This window comes from Streptococcus sp. SR1 (assembly GCF_000526075.1).
GTDB classification, from domain to species: Bacteria; Bacillota; Bacilli; order Lactobacillales; family Streptococcaceae; genus Streptococcus; species Streptococcus halitosis.
In genome coordinates this window covers 1-17,989 of sequence record NZ_JATR01000004.1, presented here as the reverse complement: position 1 = coordinate 17,989, position 17,989 = coordinate 1, and the positions used below count along the sequence as shown (strand labels likewise).

The window sequence follows — 17,989 nt, the reverse complement described above, 5'->3', positions numbered from 1 at the left end:
CCCCTCTTTCTTAGTTTTTATCCAGATTGCGTAACATCTCGTCAATCTTGTTTCCATATTCAATGGATTCGTCTTTGACGAAGGTTAAATCTGGGATTTTGTACAATTTCAAATTGCGACCAAGTTCACGTTTGATGGTACCAGTTGCTTTTTCAAGCCCGATTTGAGCTTTTTGGTTATCCGAAGCAAGGTTACTCAAAATGGTGTAGTAAACCTTAGCAACAGACAAGTCACCTAGCATCTGAACATCTGTAATGGTCACACCTTGGACACGCGGATCACGGACTTTCTTTTGCAAAATCTCATTGACTTCACGCTTGATTTCCATGCCCACACGATCCGTACGGAAATGATTTGCCATGATATTCCTTTCTCTACTTTGAACCAAAAGCTAGGCCAGCAGACCTAGCTATTTTTAAATTTATTGATTTTCAGTTCAAATTGAAACGAAGTTCAATTTGAACTTGTCTGCTTCTTTCGCTGTGGTGAAAGTGATGGAACTGATTTATCAGTCCCATCACAGGGGATTTTTGAGACACTAGGCTCAAAAACAAGCAATGAAACCATCGGTTTGCTTGCGTCCCTCACCACCTAAGAAAGGAGCAAAAATCTTAACGTTTAATTTCTTCCATGACGTATGCCTCAATCACATCATCCATCTTGATATCATTGTAGCCATCAATCATGAGACCACCTTCACGGCCGTTCGTAACTTCTTTGACGTCATCTTTGTAGTGTTTCAAGCTTGCAAGTTCACCGTCATAGATAACGACACCGTCACGGATAACACGGACTTTAGAGTCACGGGTAACTTTACCACTCGTAACCATGAATCCACCGATGGTTCCCACTTTAGATACCTTGAAGGTTTCACGGATAACTGCCTCACCGATAACTTTTTCTTCGAATTCTGGATCAAGCATCCCTTTCATGGCTTCTTCCATCTCTTCGATAACCTTGTAGATAATGCTGTGGAGACGGATTTCTACATCATCTTCTTCTGCTTGTTGACGAGCTTGTGGTGTAGGGCGCACGTTGAAACCGATGATAAAGGCATTTGAAGCTTCCGCAAGAGTCACATCAGATTCATTAATGGCACCGACCGCTGAGTGAACGATGGTAACTTTGACACCTTCTACATCGATCTTTTGAAGCGAGGCAGAAAGGGCTTCAACTGAACCTTGTACGTCGGCCTTGATGATGACGTTAACAGACTTGAGCTCGCCTGCTTTAAGCGTATCAAAGAGGTTTTCAAGGCTGACACGTTGAGTTACTTGACGTTGCTTCATAAGAGCACGTTTCGCACGTTCTTCACCTGCTGCACGCGCAGATTTTTCATCTTCGTAAACAGCAAAGTGGTCACCCGCCATTGGTGCTTCGTTCAAACCTGTGATAGAAACCGGCGTTGATGGGCCTGCGACCTTGACACGACGACCAAGGTCATTGGTCATGGCACGGACACGACCGAAGGTATTTCCGACAACGATAGGGTCTTGCACATTCAAAGTACCTTGTTGCACAAGAAGGGTTGCGACCGCACCTTTCCCTTTATCCAAGCGAGCTTCGATAACCGTACCGATAGCACGCACTGTTGGGTCTGCCTTGAGTTCTTGAATTTCAGCCACAAGAAGAACTGTTTCCAAGAGTTCATCGATATTTTGGTTGAATTTAGCTGAGATTTCAACAAATTCAGAATCTCCACCCCAAGCCGTTGACATAACCCCATGCTCAGCCAATTCACCGATAACACGTTCTGGATTGGCACCTGGTTTATCAATCTTGTTGATGGCAACGATGATTGGAACGTTGGCCGCTTTTGAGTGGTTGATGGCTTCGATAGTTTGAGGCATAACACCGTCATCTGCCGCTACGACCAAGATGGTGATATCGGTAACAGAAGCACCACGCGCACGCATCGATGTAAAGGCTGCGTGTCCTGGCGTATCAAGGAAGGTAATCTTCTTGCCATTTTCCACGATTTGGTAAGCACCGATATGCTGAGTGATACCACCCGCTTCACCTGTCGCAACACGAGAATTACGAAGGGTATCCAAAAGTGTTGTCTTACCATGGTCAACGTGTCCCATGATGGTGACAACTGGTGGACGCTCAACCAATTCATCTTCATTGAGATAACCATCTTCGACAAAGAAACGTTCGATGTCGGCATTGTCCACTTCAACCTTTTGTTTGGCTTCGATACCGTAATCCACCATGAGGAGTTCAATGGTTTCTCCATCCAAGGATTGGTTTTGTGTGGCCATAATCCCCATCATAAAGAGTTTCTTAACGATTTCAGCTGGTTCACGTTTGATACGTTTTGCGATTTCCGCAACAGTCATACCATCTGTATATTCGAATTCTGTTGGCAATTCATGGAACTTGCGCTCTGTAACAGGTTTTGGAGCCTGGTTACGGTTGTTCTTGTTATTGCCTTTTTTGTTCTTCTTATTGTTATTCCAGTTACTATTTCTTTGATTTCTCACTTGATTTTGACTACTTCGATTCTTTTGTTGTTTTCTAGGACCATCTTCTTCGTGATCATAATCATCACGTTCTTTGTCTGGTCGAGCTTGTTTTTTACGACGTGTATCCACTGGCGCTTCTTTCGCTACAGGAACTACTGTTACCGCTGGTTGCGTTTGTTCAGCTAGCTTAGCAGCTTCTTCAAAGATTTCCTCTGGCTCCTTGCGCTTGTTGGCTTGAGCCAAGGCTTCTTTGGCAGCTTGCGATTGTTTGAAGCGCTCCTCGCTTGAGCGTGCGTACTCTGCATTTTGCTCTGCTTTTAGGGCTGCTGCACGGGCTTTAAAGTCAACACGTGGTCCAGCTGGTTTTGGCTGGAAGTCTTGTTGCTGACGGCGATTATTGCCACGATTCCCTTGACCTTGTGGTTTTTTCCCTTGGTCGTTAAAACGGCGGTTGTCGCGGTTCCCTTGACCAGGTTTACCACCATTACGGCCGTCGTTTTTCTGACGGTTGCCGTTTTGTTGTTGGTCACGGTTGTTGCCCTTGTTTTGTTTGCGTCGATCTGCCTGCTCTTTGGCACGCGCCTCACGCTCCGCCTTGAAGTTTCGACTTTGTGGTCTCGCTGCCACTACTTTTTCTTCCTTAGGAGCTGCGGGTGTAGCTGGTTTACTTTCTTCCTTAGCAACAGCTGGTTTAGCTGATGCAGGCTTTTCCACCTTCTTTTCTACACTTGCTTTTGGTGTCGCAGGTTTTGCTTCTGCCTTAGGAGCAGGTGCAGGCTTAAAGCTCGCTGCGATTCGCTCAGCAGCAGCAGCTTCCACGCTCGATGAGTGGCTTTTCACATCCAAGCCCAACTCTTTTGCACGCGCTACAACTTCTTTACTTTCTTTTCCAAGTTCTTTTGCGATTTCGTACAATCTTTTCTTAGACAAATCATGTCCTCCTCTTCTATTCCATAAGAGACCTCATTTTCTTTGTAAATCCAGCATCAGTCACAGCCAAAACCTTTCTTGATTTTCCGACTGCTATGCTTAATTCCAGTGTTGAAAACACGGTTATAACTTCTACTTGATAATAGTCACTTTTATCTTGAATCTTCTTGGTTAGATTAGGACCAGCATCATGTGCTAGAAAGACTAGCTTGGCTTTCTGGTCTTGGATGGCCTTGACTACCAATTCCTCACCCGATATGATCCTACCTGCTCGTTGAGCAAGACCCAAGAGATTGCTTATTTTTTGCTTATTCAAGTCCTAACTCTCTTCTTTTTACTTTGTGATCCACATAGGCGATCAACTCGTCATAAAAGCTTTCTTCAACTTCCATGTTAAAGCTGCGGTTAAAGACTTTCTTCTTTTTGGCCTCTAGGGCTTCTGCATTGTCTAGCTTGATATAAGCGCCACGGCCATTGGCCTTGCCTGTCGGATCGATAAAGACCTCTCCTTCTTTGTTCTTGACAATGCGGAGCAAATCACGCTTGTCAATCACTTCGTTGGACACAACAGACTTGCGCAAAGGGATTTTTCTTGTTTTCATCTTTCCCTCCTCTAGCAGCTTTTATTCTTCGATCAATTCGTCCGCAGTTGCGTAATCAATTTGACCTGCTTCTTCCATAGCTTCAAACTCACTGGCAGACTTGATATCGATACGGTAACCTGTCAAGTGAGCTGCCAAGCGAACGTTTTGTCCACGACGACCGATAGCAAGAGAAAGCTTGTTATCAGGTACAACGACCAAGGCACGTTTGCTGTCATTTTCATCAAAGATAACTTGGTCAACCTCTGCAGGTGCGATGGCATTGTAGATAAACTCAGCTGGATCCGCTACCCACTCGATAACGTCAATGTTTTCTTCAACAGGAATCATACGGTCGCTCTTAGCATCATAACGAGCTGGGTGGAATTTGCTGGTGATTTTCTTGATATTGGCACCACCACGCCCAACGATTGTCCCGATAGCGTCCACATTTGGATTGTGGCTACGAACAGCAACCTTAGTACGGTCACCAGCTTCGCGGGCTACGCTCATGATTTCGACAGTTCCATCGTAAACTTCTGGAATTTCTTGCTCCATCAAGCGTTTGATCATTTCTGGATGGCTACGACTGACAAAGACGTTGACACCACGAGGGTTGTCTTCAACCTTATAAACATAGACTTCGATACGGTCATGGGAAGCAAACACCTCTCCAGGAATTTGGTCTTGTTTGGACAATTGGGCTTCGATGCTGCCAAGGTTGACGTAAATAAAGCGGTTGTCAAATCTTTCTACTGTACCAGACATGATTTCTTGTTCATGTTCTTTATAAGTATTGTAAGTGATAGCACGTGTTTGCTTGCGCATTTTTTCCATGATGGTTTGTTTGGCAGATTGGGCTGCTACACGACCAAACTCAGCTGGTGCTTCTTCGAACTTGATTTTATCACCAAGCTCATAGGCTGAATTAATGGCAAGAGCATCTTTCAAGCTGATTTCCAAACGGCTATCAAATACTTCATCAACCACTTCACGGACAGTATAAACTGTAAAATCACCTGTTTTTTCGTTGAAGTCGATGGCTACGCTGTCTGATTGGCCATAGCGTCTGCGATAAGCGGAACGAAGTGACTCTACTACTGCGTCGATGATGTCTTCTTTTTTGATTCCCTTGTCTTCTTCCAAAATGCGGAAGGCCTCTAGCATTTCTTTACTCATGTTCTTTTTACTTTTGAATCCTCAAAAGCTATCCTTTCTTTTCTATAGTTTTACTGCTAAACGTGCTTTTGATACTAAACTGTATGGAATTTGGACGGTTTTCTTACGTGTCTTGTCCATATATTCCATGGTCAACTCGTCCTCTTCAAAGGATACCAAGGTTCCTTCAAAGACTTTTTGCTTATCGATGGCCTGGTAGAGCCCGACATGGATGTATTTCCCAACAGCTCCAGCGACAGCATCCTTGGTTTTCAAAGGACGTTCCAAGCCTGGACTGGTGATTTCTAGGAAATATTGTTCTGGGAAGGGATCGGGCTTGATGGTATCTAGGACAGGACTGATGATTTCTGTCAGGTCTGCCGTGTCGTTCAAGGTAATTCCTTCAGGTTTATCTACAAAAATACTGAGAATCATGTCACTGCCAATCTTTCCATACTCGATATCCACGAGTTCGAAAGGTGCTTGGATGACAGGTTCTACAACTTCTCTGACTAATTCTACGATTGTTGCGATTGCGTCCACCTCCTCATAAGCAAGAGGCGAAGATATTTCCCCGCCTCTCTTTCTCATATTCTTACTATCAGTATAGCACGTTTGTCAATTTATGTAAAGTATTAGCACTCAAACAGCTGGTTTTCAAGCTATTTCTTAAAATTCTGCTTCAACTCGGTAGATCACTTGACCTTTGCTGGAGAATTTTTGCTCATACTCTGTCATGACATTGCCTTCAAAATCACTGGCATGTAAGTCTAGCCAGACACCATTGAGTTTCATCCCATACTGAGAAAAGCTCACTAGACTATACTCAAATAAGCCACGGTTATCTGTCTTGAAATGGATTTCCCCATTCTCAGGCAAGATGCGCTTGAAAGTATCCAAGAAACTCTTGTAAGTCAAACGACGTTTTTCATGGCGTTTTTTAGGCCAGGGATCTGAAAAGTTGAGGTAGAGACGATCAATCTCACCGTCTTCAAAGTAGTCAGTCAAATCTGAACCATCTACCCACAGCAATTTGATATTGGGAACTCCAACTTCAAGCACCTTGTCCAAGGCATAACTCAATACCGACTTTTGGATGTCAATCCCGATGTAGTTGATGTCAGGGTTTTGCTTGGCCATTCCTGATATGAAGGCCCCTTTCCCACTTCCAACCTCAACATGAATAGGATGATCATTTCCAAACAAGTCTCGCCATTTCCCTTTAGCCTCCAAGGGATTAAGGACCACATACTGAGGATTGGCCTCTAGTAATTCTGTCGCCCCTTTACGATTTCTAACTCTCATCTCTTCTTTCCATACTTATCGCGGAAGACACGCAAGGCGTAAATCTCCCGGTTTACATTGTCTAAATCTTGATTTTCACAGTATTTGGCAATCTGGTTCAAGTAAGAATACTGACCATACCAATACAATTTATCTAACACTGTCTGATTGTACTTATAGCCATAGTCTCTCAACCATTGGCGCCACTGATGATCAGGAATGTAGTGGCATAGCAAATGCGCCACATCAAACATACGATCCGTCAGACGAACCGAATCCCAATCCACTAGATAAACGAGTCCACTCTCTGTCTCAATCCAATTACTATGACGAAGATCTCCATGCACAATCGTTGCATGGTCTTCTCTAAAACCTGGAGCCGTCTTACCTAGCTCAGCAATCACACTGTTCAAATAGTGATTCTGTTTCAAGATTTCTGGAACTCCATGTTGCCAAGAACGCAATAAATCAACTGGTGTTTCCATGGTATATCCCAAACGGCTCAACTGCTTCATCAAAGGACGCGAGCGGTGGAGACGGTTCAAGATATTGATAATCTGCTTGCGATTCATGTCGTAAGGGGTCAAGATTTTGCCCGTCAGCCATTCCTGAGCACACATATCACTGCCATCTGGCAAACGACGAGTCCATAGTAATTGAGGAGCGATTTGTTCTCTGGCCAGGCCAGGTAGGATTGGAGAGGTGTTCATTTTTACAAAGACGCGCTTCCCATCAGGGTAGCTTCCCATATAAGCTTTGCCGCTCTTCCCAGGGATAGGGGTCAGCGTTAGCTCATTATCACCCAAGTCCATTTCTTTCCTCCGTATAAAGTTTCCTTACTATTCTACTAGTTTTTGGTCTATTCGTCAACCAATCTTTTTAGTTGGTAAGGTAAATAAAACAATTGTAGGAAGAGACTAGCCCCTACAAGAGCCAACAAGGCTATTTTCCCTTGAAAAACCACTGCTCCGACCAGCAATTCTAACAAAAGAACTGCACTTCCCACACCGACTACAATCTGTTTCAATCCCTTCTCTTTCTCCCCTTTTTCTAGTGGAAAGAGCTGAGTCAAGTACTGGTAGTCAAAGGCATGATAGAGGGCCAGTAACTGAAAGAGCAGGAGATAGTTAAATAAAACTACTACTGCTGTCGCGATCCAAGCTTGCTCAATAAAGATCACAGCTAACAAGGATAGGAAGAGGAGGCGGAGACTGAGGGCAAAGAGGTCTCCATTTCGCAGATAAGAGCGGAGATAGAGATTTTGCCAAATCTTCCCAGGCACCTTTTGAACAGTCTTTAGGATGAAATCTAGATAAGCGCGACGTTTGACACTATTTGAAACGCCCTTGACCTGAGTAAAGAGAGCAAAGAAACGAAGCAAAACTTGCTTGCGCTTGCTCTCTTGGGCGATCACATAGTCCCAGTCAATTCCGTTCTCAGTAAAAAATTTATTGGCTTTTTGACGAAAGAGCAGGTATTTCCCAGCTCCCAGTAAAAGCACATAGATGAGAAAGACTGGCAAGCCATAACCCATGGCTAAAAATAAGGGCGCAAATAAAAGCAAGAAAAGTGTTTGGACAAAGAGCCAAACGACCAGTGAGCGCATCGTCTGCCCTTTGAGGTGAGACTTAACCTCCTCTTCACTGACTAAGAGAAAGAGCTTGTCAGGTGCCTCCATATAGGTCGCGATTCCTCCCCAAGCCAAAAGCAAGGTAGATACTATTACTAAAAACAAGAGAATAGGCCAGTGGTTTTCAGGAAAATCTTGCAAGAGTTGACTATACTGGTAAGCTAGAAAACCGATGAGAACTAACAGGAACAAGACAAAATGGTCATTTAGAACATAACGCAGATAACCGACACACTCCTTACGAAAAGCCTGCTTTCGCTTTAAAAACAAGTCTTTCATAGCTCCTCCTCTTTGGTCAGAGCCAAGTAAATATCATTCAAACTCGCTTCAGGCATGTCAAAGACCTCGCGGAGTTGCTGGAGGTTCCCCTGAGCCCGCACCTCCCCCTTGTGGAGAATAACAAAGGCATCACACATCTTTTCTGCTGAGTCTAGCACGTGGGTACTCATGAGAATGGACTTGCCTTTTTGCTTTTCTACTTCTAGAAGCTGAATCAAGTCGGCAATCGCCAAGGGATCGAGACCAAGAAAAGGCTCATCAACGATGAAAAGACTCGGATCTACGACAAAAGCACAGATAATCATGACCTTCTGCTTCATCCCTTTTGAGAAATGTACTGGAAACCAGTCTAATTTTTGATCCAAACGAAACATTTTTAACAAAGGTTCCACACGATTAAAAGCCACTTTTTGCTCAATACCATAAGCCATGGCAACCGTTTCGATATGCTCCCTGAGAGTCAATTCCTCATACAGACTAGGCGTTTCAGGAATGTAGCCGATCTGCTTGCGGTAGTTAGTCGCATCTTCTCGCAGGGTTAGGCCATTAATCTTGATTTCTCCACTGTAAGGTGTCAACAGACCAATAATCTCATTGATTGTCGTTGATTTCCCAGCACCATTGAGACCAATCAAACCGACCAACTGCCCACTTTCAACGGTAAAGGACACATCTTTCAAGACAGGAACGTGAACATAGCCTCCTGTCAGTTTTTTAATTTCTAACATATTTTCTCCGAATCTGGTATAATGTAGCTATATTATATCAAAATTCAATACAGTAGAGGTGGATTTTATGTCAGATTGCATTTTTTGTAAGATCATCGCAGGAGAGATTCCTGCTTCAAAAGTATACGAGGATGAGCAGATTCTTGCCTTTCTTGATATCTCTCAAGTAACACCTGGACATACCTTGGTCGTACCAAAAGAGCACTATCGCAATCTTTTGGAGATGGATGCCGCGAGTGCTAGCCAACTCTTTGCACAAGTGCCAACAGTGGCTCAAAAAGTCATGAAGGCTACCAAAGCTGTCGGCATGAATATCATTGCCAACTGCGAGGAAATTGCTGGTCAAACGGTCTTTCATACTCACGTGCACCTCGTACCTCGCTACAGTGCAGAAGACGACCTCAAGATTGACTTTATTGCCCACGAACCAGACTTTGACAAACTTGCCCAAGTCGCTGAAACCATTAGAAATGCCTAAGGAGTTGCCATGAAACTATCCAATCTATTGCTATTTGCAGGTGCTGCAGCCGGAAGTTATTTTGTCGTAAAAAACCGCCAAGCCATCACAGAGGAGTTGATGGATACTAGCGACCGTGTCGAAGCTATGAAGGAGGATTTGGATGTCATTCAAAACAGCCTGCAAATCATCGACCAACAAAAAGCCCTTATCAAGGAATACCAGAAAGATTTGACCTACAAGTTTAAAGTCTTGGAAAAAGATATCCAAACCAGAATGGCTGTGATAAAAGAAACACAGAAGCTTGAGGATAAGTAAAAAGAGCCAACAACTTTCCTTAAATCCATTTTAGGTTGTCAAGTCCAAACAAAGAAGAGGAATGAAAATGAAACAGTTTGTAAAAGTTCTAGCGAAGGTCATCGCGATCCCTTGCGGCTGCCTCTGCCTTCTTGTAGCCTTGGCATTTCTACTAGTGGCCAATCTTTTCAAGGCTTCACCGAGTGACATCCGTGAGGGGAATGAAGCCTTAAAACAAATCTTTATCTCCCTTGACCTCCCTCCCGAGAAAGTCGAATCGGATGGACACTATCAATACGAGGGTGGAGGCCTAGATTTTTATGTTACTTTCTCAGACGAGGTCATCAATAGTCACCCCGTCCTAAAAGAAAGTCCAAAACTCACCAAAAACCGACTTAAAGTCTATGTCCTCCAGACAGGAGATATTTCCTACTATAAAGTAGGGGACAACTTATTCAATCGTGGTTTAATACAATTTTTAGAGGAGGAGGGCGAGAAATATTTCCAAGAAAAAGGAAAGAAATCAAATTCTTCTTACACAATTCTAAATTGGAAGGATCAGGCAAGTCTTAAAAAGGGAATTGCATTCTATGAAAAAGCTTTGACCTTAGTGGATATTCAGGATAATTCGACGATCAAACATATCGATACTGTCACCGTGAAACCTAGTAAAGAAGCGGAACTTAAGCAACTCATTCAGGAGATGGATGTGGCTGGCTTGCTCACTCAAAAGTACAAATAGTAGACTAACTGGAAAATGATTTTTCGACACTAAATTTTTAATGATAAAACAAAAAGAGCCACTCGGCTCTTTTTGTTTTATTCTCCTTCAAAGGCATCTTTTATATGGTCAAAGAAACCTTTTTTCTTTGGATTGACTTTCAAGTCACCTGCAGCCGCGAACTCTTTAAGGGCTGCTTTTTGGCGGTCGTTCAAACCTGTCGGAGTTACGACATTGACAGTCACGTATTGGTCACCAACGGCACCGCCACGAAGGCTCGGTGCTCCCTTACCACGTAGACGGAATTTCTTGCCAGTCTGAGTTCCTTCTGGGATGACCAATTCAACATCACCATGCACGGTTGGAATTTCCACAGTATCACCAAGAGCTGCTTGGACAAAGTTGAGGTTCAGATTGTAGAAGATAGTGGTTCCTTCACGTTCAAACTTATCACTAGCTTCTACTGAAACCACCACATACAAGTCACCATAAGGTCCACCGTTAAATCCTGCTTCACCTTGACCCGCTAGGCGGATTTGTTGGCCTGTTTCCACACCCGCAGGGATCTTCACATGTACGCTATGAGCTTGTTTTTCATGACCTGTTCCGTGACAAGTTGTACATGGATCTTTGATTTCTTTTCCGCGACCATGACAGACATCACAGGTTACTTGGCGGCGCATCATACCAAGCGGAGTCTGCGTATCGACGTTAATAACACCAGCGCCATGACAGCGTCCACAAGTGACTGGACTTGTCCCTGGCTTAGCACCAGATCCATTACATGTACGACAGCTAGCTTCACGATTGTATTTAACTTCCTTTTCTGTTCCGAAGATAGCTTCTTCAAAGGTCAAGTTCACACGGTACTGGAGGTCATCCCCTTGACGAGGAGCGTTTGGATTGCGCGAAGCTCCGCCTCCACCGAAGAAACTTGAGAAAATATCCTCAAAACCACCGAAGCCACCTGCTCCGTCAAAGCCACCAAAACCGCCAGCACCACCAAAGCCACCGTTGGCACCTGCAGCACCATATTGGTCGTAGGCTGCACGTTTTTGGTCGTCACTCAAAGTCTCATAGGCTTCTTGAACTTCCTTGTATTTTTCCTCAGCACCAGGCTCCTTGTTGATATCTGGGTGGTATTTTTTGGAAAGCTTACGATAAGCCTTTTTGATCTCGTCTGCCGAAGCGTTTTTTGACACCCCCAGACGATCATAAAATTCAGTATTGTTCATAATTCAAGATACAAAGGGCGTCAAACGGACACAGCCATCTAGGAGTTTTGACGACGGACGCTTACGTCCTAGAAAAAACTATCTTTTTGACACAGTCCGTAGCCCGTGTTCAGTTACTCGAACACCCTTATTCCTTTCTATAATTTATAAGTAAATCATTAGAGGGTATTGTCTATACTCTGCTTCACTTCATCAAACTCTTTGTCCGATAGAGTAAAAATCAAGTCCTCTTCTGAATATTCGTTCTGTTCTTTAAAATAGTTATCAGTATTTTCTGCCAAACCTAGACCAAGAATCACTTTTCTTGCAAACTCTTGATGTGCAAAGCCAATAGCAGTAATGATATTTTTATCTTGCAGGACAGCTTTTGCTTTGAAATTTTCCCGAGGAAGAAATTCAAAATAGTCAAAGAAGTTTTGCCAAATCCCACCTGTAAATTTCGTATCGTTCAATAAACCTGCTTTCGCCAATAAAAGAGGCGCTGAAGAAATTGCTGCAATTAAGACATCTTGCTCATCGAGACCTTTCAAAAACGAAATCAATTTCTCATCCTGTAGAGCAGGCCCTATATTTACCATTCCTGGCAAAATAACACAAGAATAATCTTCTAGACGTATTTGATTCAACGTCTTCGTCGGTTGACAGGGCAAACCATCCTCAGAGACCACTATCGAATGATCCGAAGCGACATAATCAATCATGATGTCAAAAGACAGAGCTAAAGCACTTGTTAAAGCGGTTATCTCATAAAGAGAAAAATTGGGGTAAAGGATACAAAGTACTTTTTTCATAAGCTACACCCTCTATTTTATCGAAAAACAGAGGCTGGGTTGCAACCTCTGGATTTCTTCTTATACTTACTAGTTCGAGTTTTAAAAATCAAACTAGTAATGGCTCAACTGAGTTTCGGCTAAAAAATTCGGAAAAAAGATAAGCCATTTTTTGTGCATCGCACAAGGCGATGGCTTCCTATCTTTCTTTCGTTTTCTTAACGCCTCAACATCTTACCGAATCGAGCACGCCCTAACCTCTTGGTGAAAAAGAGACGTAGCGGTTTTCGCTTTAGCGAACTACAGATATGGCTACCTTTAGGTGCAAATCTTCCTAGAAACTAAAGTGTCTGCGTCAGATTTCCTATTTTCACTGTGAGGTTTTAACGGGCTTTGCATCTTATTTTTCAGTAAACTCTCCGTCTACGACGTCATCGCCTGCGTTTCCTGTTGCTTGTGCGCCTTCTGCTCCTGCTTGAGCTTGTTGCGCTGCTGCGGCTTGTTCGTAGAGTTTAACAGCAAGTCCTTGAGCTTTTTCGTTCAATGCTTCGAGTTTTGCTTTCATTTCGTCCAAGTTGTTATCTTCTTGGGCTTTCTTAAGCTCATCAAGGGCAGCTTGGGCAGCGTCACGTTCTGCATCGAAGCCTTTTCCTTCAGTTTCCTTGATTGTCTTTTCAGTCGCAAAGATAGCTTGGTCTACTTCGTTACGAAGGTCAACTTCTTCTTTACGTTTCTTATCTGCTTCAGCGTTTGCTTCCGCATCTTTCATCATGCGGTCGATTTCTTCATCAGTCAAACCAGAGTTAGATTGGATAACAATAGTTTGTTCTTTTTGAGTTCCAAGATCTTTAGCCTTAACAGATACGATACCGTTCTTGTCGATGTCAAATGTTACTTCGATTTGTGGAATACCACGAGGAGCAGCTGGGATGTCTGTCAATTGGAAACGTCCAAGAGTCTTGTTATCTGCGGCCATTGGGCGTTCACCTTGAAGAACGTGGATATCAACGGCTGGTTGGTTGTCTGCTGCAGTTGAGAAGACTTGTGATTTAGATGTTGGAATTGTTGTGTTACGGTCGATGAGTTTTGTGAAGACACCACCCATTGTTTCGATACCAAGTGACAATGGTGTTACATCAAGAAGGACAACGTCTTTAACATCACCAGTGATGACACCACCTTGGATAGCAGCACCCATGGCAACTACTTCATCAGGGTTTACTGATTTGTTTGGTTCTTTACCAGTTTCAGCTTTCACAGCTTCTACAACGGCTGGGATACGAGTTGAACCACCAACAAGGATAACTTCGTCGATTTCTGACAAGCTCAAACCTGCATCTGAAAGGGCTTGACGAACTGGAACTTTTGTACGTTCAACAAGGTCACGAGTCAAATCGTCAAATTTCGCACGAGTCAAGGTCATTTCCAAGTGAAGAGGTCCAGATTCACCAGCAGTGATAAATGGCAAGCTGATTTGAGTTGAAGTTACACCTGAAAGGTCTTTCTTAGCTTTTTCAGCCGCATCTTTCAAACGTTGAAGAGCCATCTTGTCTGTTGATAAGTCAATACCATTTTCTTTCTTGAATTCTGCAATCATGTGATCGATGATTTTTTGGTCAAAGTCGTCACCACCAAGTTTGTTGTCCCCTGCAGTTGACAATACGTCGAAGACACCGTCACCCAATTCAAGGATAGATACGTCGAATGTACCACCACCAAGGTCAAATACCAAGATTTTTTCTTCTTTGTCAGTCTTGTCCAAACCGTAAGCAAGAGCTGCTGCAGTTGGTTCGTTGACGATACGTTCTACTTCAAGACCAGCGATTTTACCAGCATCTTTAGTTGCTTGACGTTGAGCGTCGTTGAAGTAAGCTGGGACTGTGATAACTGCTTTGGTTACTTTTTCACCAAGGTATTCTTCAGCGTAACCTTTCAAGTATTGAAGAATCATAGCTGAGATTTCTTGTGGAGTGTATTCTTTACCGTTAGCAGAAACTTTTTCAGAAGTACCCATTTTAGATTTGATAGAGATAACTGTATCTGGGTTTGTAACTGCTTGACGTTTTGCAGCATCACCAACGATGATTTCTCCGTTTTTGAATGATACTACAGATGGAGTTGTGCGATTTCCTTCTGGGTTTGCGATGATTTTGCTTTCAGTTCCTTCAAGAACTGCAACTGCTGAGTTTGTTGTACCTAAGTCAATACCGATAATTTTAGACATGTGTTTTTCTCCTTAAATTTTAATTCGAATTTTGATTTTTTTGATATTCCCCTTAAGTGGTGGGGACGTGAGCAACTCCCTTCGGGATTTCATCACTTATTTTTGAGCCTATTGTCTCAGAAATCCCCTGTTTCAGTAGCAAAAACTACTGAAACTTTCACCACGGCGGGCAATATCTTCCTTGCAAGCCTCCAGCTTGCTTTTTATCTTTCTTTCATAGTTTATTGTCGTTTCGGACAAGTTTCCTAGTATGTTACGACATGAGGAGTCGAAATCGATACTATTTCGACAACGAGTTAGTAAGGAGGCTAGGCAAACGCCATAGCGATTGCCGTTTTCTGACGAGTTGCTTTAGCTACCGTCAGAATTGCCTAGTTGTAAACTACTACCATGGCTGGGCGTAGGATGCGGTCATGGAGTTTGTAGCCTTTTTGGAAGACTTGGGCGATTGTATCTGCTGGGTGTTCATCGTCTGCTGGAAGAGTTTGGATGGCCATATGGTAGTTATGGTCAAATTCACCATCAGCTGCGATTTCTTCGATTCCTTCTTCTTTCAAAGCGTGAATCAAGCTCTCTTGCACCATCTCCAATCCTTTTTTGACGTCGTCTGTCAAACCTTCAACTGCTAGTGCACGTTCTAAGTTGTCGAGCGATGGTAAGATTGCTTTTGCCAAGTCCTGGCTACGATAACGTTGCAAGTTTTGACGTTCTTCATTGGCACGGCGTTGAATATTCTGCATTTCTGCATGAGCGCGAAGGTATTTGTTTTCGAACTCATCTGCGCGTTCATTTGCCAAGTCCAACTCAGACTTCTCAGGAGTTGTTTCTTCAGTTGTTTCCACAACTTCCTCTTCTTTCATTTCTTCGTTCTTTTTATCTTGGGCCATTTTCGCCTCCTTTAATGATTTCAAAATTAATTTACTTCGTAATGATTACTGCTGAGGTAGCGATAAAAATCCGTCAACTTCATGGTCAATACACGGTTGACTACATTGACTTGGTTGACCAATTGCTGGTAATCCAGATTAACCGGACCGATAATCGCTAGAATTCCAAAACCTCGATAAGGAATGAGGAATTTACTGCTAATCACCGCCAAGTCAGCTAGACAGGATTCCTGACTGTCCGCAACACGGACATTTTGCATCTGATCTTCATGCAGACCCTCACGAATCTCCAAAGCCACCTTTTGCGGTTGGTCAAAGAACTGATAGGCCGCTAGATTGGCAAAATTCAAGAGATTGACCTTGCCCGACACCACAATGTTTTCGTTGAACATTTCTTTAAAAATGTGTTCAAAGAGATCCATAACATTGTCCGTAGTTGTAAAGTAACGCTGGATAATCTGTGGGATCTCCGTCCGAATCTTGTAATGAATGTCCAGAACAGTGTGACCGAGGAAACGTTCCTGAATGATGCTTTTCAGTTTCAGCAAATCTTCCTGCAAGAAGTTTCTTGGAATCAGAAATTGACTTGTAACCGTTCGCGACTCGTCTAGGGTAAATACTGCCAAGACTGTATGTTGCCCCAAAACAACGATATCAAAGGCTGTCAACCGTTGCCTGCTCGGCTCAACATCCAGTGCTACTACCGTACAGCCGCTCAGGTCTGTCAGTAGATTAGCAGCCTCTTGCAGAATATCCTCCAGTTTGAAGAACTCCTGATCAAAGGCTTTGACAATCTCGTATACCTCATTTTCAGCCAGTCTGTCAAAAGCAAGCGAGTGTTTCACATAGTACTGAAATCCCGCGACACTTGGCATCCGACCGCTTGAGGTATGAGCCTTCTCAAGCAAACCCTGCTTCTCTAGAGCCGCCATGTCATTACGAATGGTAGCACTACTAGAATTGATAGACTCTTGTAGCGCCTTGGATCCGACAGGTTCGTGCGTTTTGGTAAAGATGTCAATAATCAGATTTAAAATATCCTGCTGACGCTCTGTAACCATCTCATCACTCCTCTCTGTCCAATCAATTAGCACTCTATGCACCCAAGTGCTAACTCATGATTCTATTATACACCCTTAGAAGAGAATGTCAAGACAAAAACTCAAAAAATTAGCACTCTTTTACCAAGAGTGCTAAAAATCAGTCTACAGACCTAGAATCTTACTTCTCATCTACTTGGTATTTCCTTTTAAGTCTGAAAAGACCATAGATTAGATAAGAAATTAAGCAAGCGTATAAAACGAAAAAGAGAGAACGATTTCTCGTTCTCTCTTCTTAGACTCAGGAATTAAGAAGTCATTTTGTTATTTCCTAAGAGTAGCTTAGTCTTTCTTGCGAAGAACAAAAGCTGCTAGGCTTGCAAAGGCAAGACCGATGATTGAAAGAAGACCAGATACTGCTGAACCCGTGTTTGGTAACAAGTTCTGATTTTGACTACTTCTTTCTTCTGGTTGACTAGTATTTCCAGAATCTTTAATTGGGGCCGGAGTGAATTCCCAAGTTCCTACGAAGTGTGCGTCTGCTCCATTGATGGTTTCAGATGTCTTGTCATAAGACTTGAAGCTCCATGTGCCTTCTGCTGTCTTCACTTCTGTTTGACTTGGTTGCGTCGGAATCGCTTGGCTACCGTCTTTCAAGTCTGTTTGGTCTGCTGGAAGCAAGGCTTTTACTTCTTGTGGAAGTTCTTTACCTGGAGTTCCGCTGACAAACTCGTGAACTGCTTTATGAGTCACTGTTGGAACTGGAGTTGCTGTAAATTCCCATGCCCCTATAAACTTAACATCTGATCCATTAATTGTTTCCGATGTCTTATCGTAGGACTTGAAGCTCCATGTGCCTTCTACTGTCTTAACTTCTGTTTGACTTGGTTGCGTTGGCGTTGCTTGACTGCCATCTTTCAAGTTTGTTTGGTCTGCTGGAAGAAGGGCTTTCACTTCTTGTGGAAGTTCTTTACCTGGAGTTCCGCTGACAAACTCGTGAACTGCTTTATGAGTCACTGTTGGAACTGGGGTGAATTCCCATGTCCCTACAAACTTAACATCTGAACCGTTGACAGTCTCTGAAGTCTTGTCATAGGACTTGAAGCTCCATGCACCTTCCGAGGTCTTAACTTCTGTTTGACTTGGTTGTGTTGGTGTTGCTTGACTGCCATCTTTCAAGTTTGTTTGGTCTGCTGGAAGAAGGGCTTTCACTTCTTGTGGAAGTTCTTTACCCGGAGTTCCGCTGACAAACTCGTGAGTTGCCTTATGAGTCACTGTTGGCGCTGGAGTGAATTCCCAG

At 43.3% G+C, this 17,989-nt stretch carries 19 protein-coding genes and 1 pseudogene; 3 read left to right on the top strand and 17 right to left on the bottom strand.

The genetic code is table 11. The features are described 5' to 3' along the window. Positions 1-10: 10 nt before the first annotated feature. The 10 genes from rbfA to HMPREF1518_RS01485 all read right to left on the bottom strand — a co-directional run bounded on the left by rbfA (position 11) and on the right by HMPREF1518_RS01485 (position 9,058). The gene (gene rbfA / locus HMPREF1518_RS01530) at positions 11-361 is read right to left on the bottom strand and encodes a 30S ribosome-binding factor RbfA (RefSeq protein ID WP_001273601.1); all 351 of its coding nucleotides are present in this window, start codon (positions 359-361) and stop codon (positions 11-13) included. A 250-nt stretch (positions 362-611) separates the two neighbouring features. Then, entirely contained in the window at positions 612-3,398 is a 2,787-nt protein-coding gene (infB, locus tag HMPREF1518_RS01525; protein ID WP_033583650.1) for a translation initiation factor IF-2, read from the bottom strand. Positions 3,399-3,414: 16 nt separating this feature from the next. Continuing rightward, a complete protein-coding gene (locus HMPREF1518_RS01520) occupies positions 3,415-3,714 on the bottom strand; it encodes a YlxQ-related RNA-binding protein (RefSeq protein ID WP_001041396.1) in 300 nt (99 codons plus the stop codon). Then, on the bottom strand, positions 3,707-4,000 hold the full coding sequence (rnpM, locus tag HMPREF1518_RS01515; RefSeq protein WP_006144965.1) for an RNase P modulator RnpM: 294 nt from the start codon (positions 3,998-4,000) through the stop codon (positions 3,707-3,709). Before rnpM ends, HMPREF1518_RS01520 begins: the two co-directional genes overlap by 8 nt. Positions 4,001-4,021: 21 nt before the next feature. After that, positions 4,022-5,158 carry a transcription termination factor NusA gene (gene nusA, locus HMPREF1518_RS01510; protein WP_033583648.1) on the bottom strand — a complete coding sequence of 379 codons (1,137 nt, stop codon included), beginning with the start codon at positions 5,156-5,158 and terminating at the stop codon, positions 4,022-4,024. Positions 5,159-5,200: 42 nt separating this feature from the next. Continuing rightward, complete coding sequence (gene rimP, locus HMPREF1518_RS01505; protein ID WP_000338695.1) at positions 5,201-5,680, bottom strand: ribosome maturation factor RimP; 480 nt, start codon at positions 5,678-5,680, stop codon at positions 5,201-5,203. Positions 5,681-5,806: 126 nt separating this feature from the next. Next, entirely contained in the window at positions 5,807-6,442 is a 636-nt protein-coding gene (gene trmB, locus HMPREF1518_RS01500) for a tRNA (guanosine(46)-N7)-methyltransferase TrmB (protein WP_033583646.1), read from the bottom strand. After that, positions 6,439-7,233, bottom strand: coding sequence for a cell cycle regulator CcrZ (gene ccrZ, locus HMPREF1518_RS01495; RefSeq protein ID WP_000363023.1), 795 nt, complete (start codon positions 7,231-7,233; stop codon positions 6,439-6,441). The genes trmB and ccrZ overlap by 4 nt, the downstream gene beginning before the upstream one ends. A 47-nt stretch (positions 7,234-7,280) precedes the next feature. Then, positions 7,281-8,330 (bottom strand): ABC transporter permease, encoded by a 1,050-nt coding sequence (locus HMPREF1518_RS01490; protein WP_033583644.1) that lies wholly within the window; start codon positions 8,328-8,330, stop codon positions 7,281-7,283. Beyond that, entirely contained in the window at positions 8,327-9,058 is a 732-nt protein-coding gene (locus HMPREF1518_RS01485; protein WP_033583642.1) for an ABC transporter ATP-binding protein, read from the bottom strand. The genes HMPREF1518_RS01490 and HMPREF1518_RS01485 overlap by 4 nt, the downstream gene beginning before the upstream one ends. Positions 9,059-9,125: 67 nt before the next feature. Between HMPREF1518_RS01485 and HMPREF1518_RS01480 the strand changes: the two genes are divergently transcribed. The 3 genes from HMPREF1518_RS01480 (at position 9,126) to HMPREF1518_RS01470 (ending at position 10,554) form a co-directional block, all read left to right on the top strand. Next, on the top strand, positions 9,126-9,536 hold the full coding sequence (locus HMPREF1518_RS01480; RefSeq protein ID WP_033583640.1) for an HIT family protein: 411 nt from the start codon (positions 9,126-9,128) through the stop codon (positions 9,534-9,536). A 9-nt stretch (positions 9,537-9,545) separates the two neighbouring features. After that, positions 9,546-9,833, top strand: a complete 288-nt coding sequence (locus HMPREF1518_RS01475; protein ID WP_033583637.1) for a hypothetical protein — start codon at positions 9,546-9,548, stop codon at positions 9,831-9,833. A 67-nt stretch (positions 9,834-9,900) separates the two neighbouring features. Then, positions 9,901-10,554, top strand: coding sequence for a hypothetical protein (locus HMPREF1518_RS01470; protein ID WP_033583687.1), 654 nt, complete (start codon positions 9,901-9,903; stop codon positions 10,552-10,554). 77 nt (positions 10,555-10,631) lie between these two features. Here HMPREF1518_RS01470 and dnaJ read toward each other — a convergent pair whose 3' ends face one another. The 7 genes and pseudogenes from dnaJ to HMPREF1518_RS10880 all read right to left on the bottom strand — a co-directional run. Continuing rightward, positions 10,632-11,768, bottom strand: coding sequence for a molecular chaperone DnaJ (dnaJ, locus tag HMPREF1518_RS01465; protein WP_001066316.1), 1,137 nt, complete (start codon positions 11,766-11,768; stop codon positions 10,632-10,634). Positions 11,769-11,926: 158 nt separating this feature from the next. Next, positions 11,927-12,559 carry a DJ-1/PfpI family protein gene (locus HMPREF1518_RS01460; protein ID WP_033583635.1) on the bottom strand — a complete coding sequence of 211 codons (633 nt, stop codon included), beginning with the start codon at positions 12,557-12,559 and terminating at the stop codon, positions 11,927-11,929. A 379-nt stretch (positions 12,560-12,938) separates the two neighbouring features. Beyond that, positions 12,939-14,762, bottom strand: coding sequence for a molecular chaperone DnaK (dnaK, locus tag HMPREF1518_RS01455; protein ID WP_033583634.1), 1,824 nt, complete (start codon positions 14,760-14,762; stop codon positions 12,939-12,941). A 371-nt stretch (positions 14,763-15,133) separates the two neighbouring features. Continuing rightward, complete coding sequence (grpE, locus tag HMPREF1518_RS01450) at positions 15,134-15,649, bottom strand: nucleotide exchange factor GrpE (protein ID WP_000046057.1); 516 nt, start codon at positions 15,647-15,649, stop codon at positions 15,134-15,136. 26 nt (positions 15,650-15,675) lie between these two features. Further along, positions 15,676-16,710, bottom strand: coding sequence for a heat-inducible transcriptional repressor HrcA (gene hrcA / locus HMPREF1518_RS01445; protein ID WP_033583633.1), 1,035 nt, complete (start codon positions 16,708-16,710; stop codon positions 15,676-15,678). Positions 16,711-16,870: 160 nt separating this feature from the next. Next, positions 16,871-16,957, bottom strand: a pseudogene (locus tag HMPREF1518_RS11085) (DUF2812 domain-containing protein); the annotation flags it as partial. A gap of 74 nt (positions 16,958-17,031) precedes the next feature. Continuing rightward, positions 17,032-17,989: SHIRT domain-containing protein (locus tag HMPREF1518_RS10880; RefSeq protein ID WP_033583631.1), on the bottom strand; the 958-nt coding region annotated here is incomplete at its 5' end.

Coding starts and splice junctions, on each gene's coding strand:
- rbfA (WP_001273601.1), bottom strand. CDS start 361: ATGGCAAATCATTTCCGTACGGATCGTGTGGGCATGGAAATCAAGCGT.
- rnpM (WP_006144965.1), bottom strand. CDS start 4,000: ATGAAAACAAGAAAAATCCCTTTGCGCAAGTCTGTTGTGTCCAACGAA.
- nusA (WP_033583648.1), bottom strand. CDS start 5,158: ATGAGTAAAGAAATGCTAGAGGCCTTCCGCATTTTGGAAGAAGACAAG.
- trmB (WP_033583646.1), bottom strand. CDS start 6,442: ATGAGAGTTAGAAATCGTAAAGGGGCGACAGAATTACTAGAGGCCAAT.
- ccrZ (WP_000363023.1), bottom strand. CDS start 7,233: ATGGACTTGGGTGATAATGAGCTAACGCTGACCCCTATCCCTGGGAAG.
- HMPREF1518_RS01490 (WP_033583644.1), bottom strand. CDS start 8,330: ATGAAAGACTTGTTTTTAAAGCGAAAGCAGGCTTTTCGTAAGGAGTGT.
- HMPREF1518_RS01485 (WP_033583642.1), bottom strand. CDS start 9,058: ATGTTAGAAATTAAAAAACTGACAGGAGGCTATGTTCACGTTCCTGTC.
- HMPREF1518_RS01480 (WP_033583640.1), top strand. CDS start 9,126: ATGTCAGATTGCATTTTTTGTAAGATCATCGCAGGAGAGATTCCTGCT.
- HMPREF1518_RS01475 (WP_033583637.1), top strand. CDS start 9,546: ATGAAACTATCCAATCTATTGCTATTTGCAGGTGCTGCAGCCGGAAGT.
- HMPREF1518_RS01470 (WP_033583687.1), top strand. CDS start 9,901: ATGAAACAGTTTGTAAAAGTTCTAGCGAAGGTCATCGCGATCCCTTGC.
- dnaJ (WP_001066316.1), bottom strand. CDS start 11,768: ATGAACAATACTGAATTTTATGATCGTCTGGGGGTGTCAAAAAACGCT.
- HMPREF1518_RS01460 (WP_033583635.1), bottom strand. CDS start 12,559: ATGAAAAAAGTACTTTGTATCCTTTACCCCAATTTTTCTCTTTATGAG.
- dnaK (WP_033583634.1), bottom strand. CDS start 14,762: ATGTCTAAAATTATCGGTATTGACTTAGGTACAACAAACTCAGCAGTT.
- grpE (WP_000046057.1), bottom strand. CDS start 15,649: ATGGCCCAAGATAAAAAGAACGAAGAAATGAAAGAAGAGGAAGTTGTG.
- hrcA (WP_033583633.1), bottom strand. CDS start 16,710: ATGGTTACAGAGCGTCAGCAGGATATTTTAAATCTGATTATTGACATC.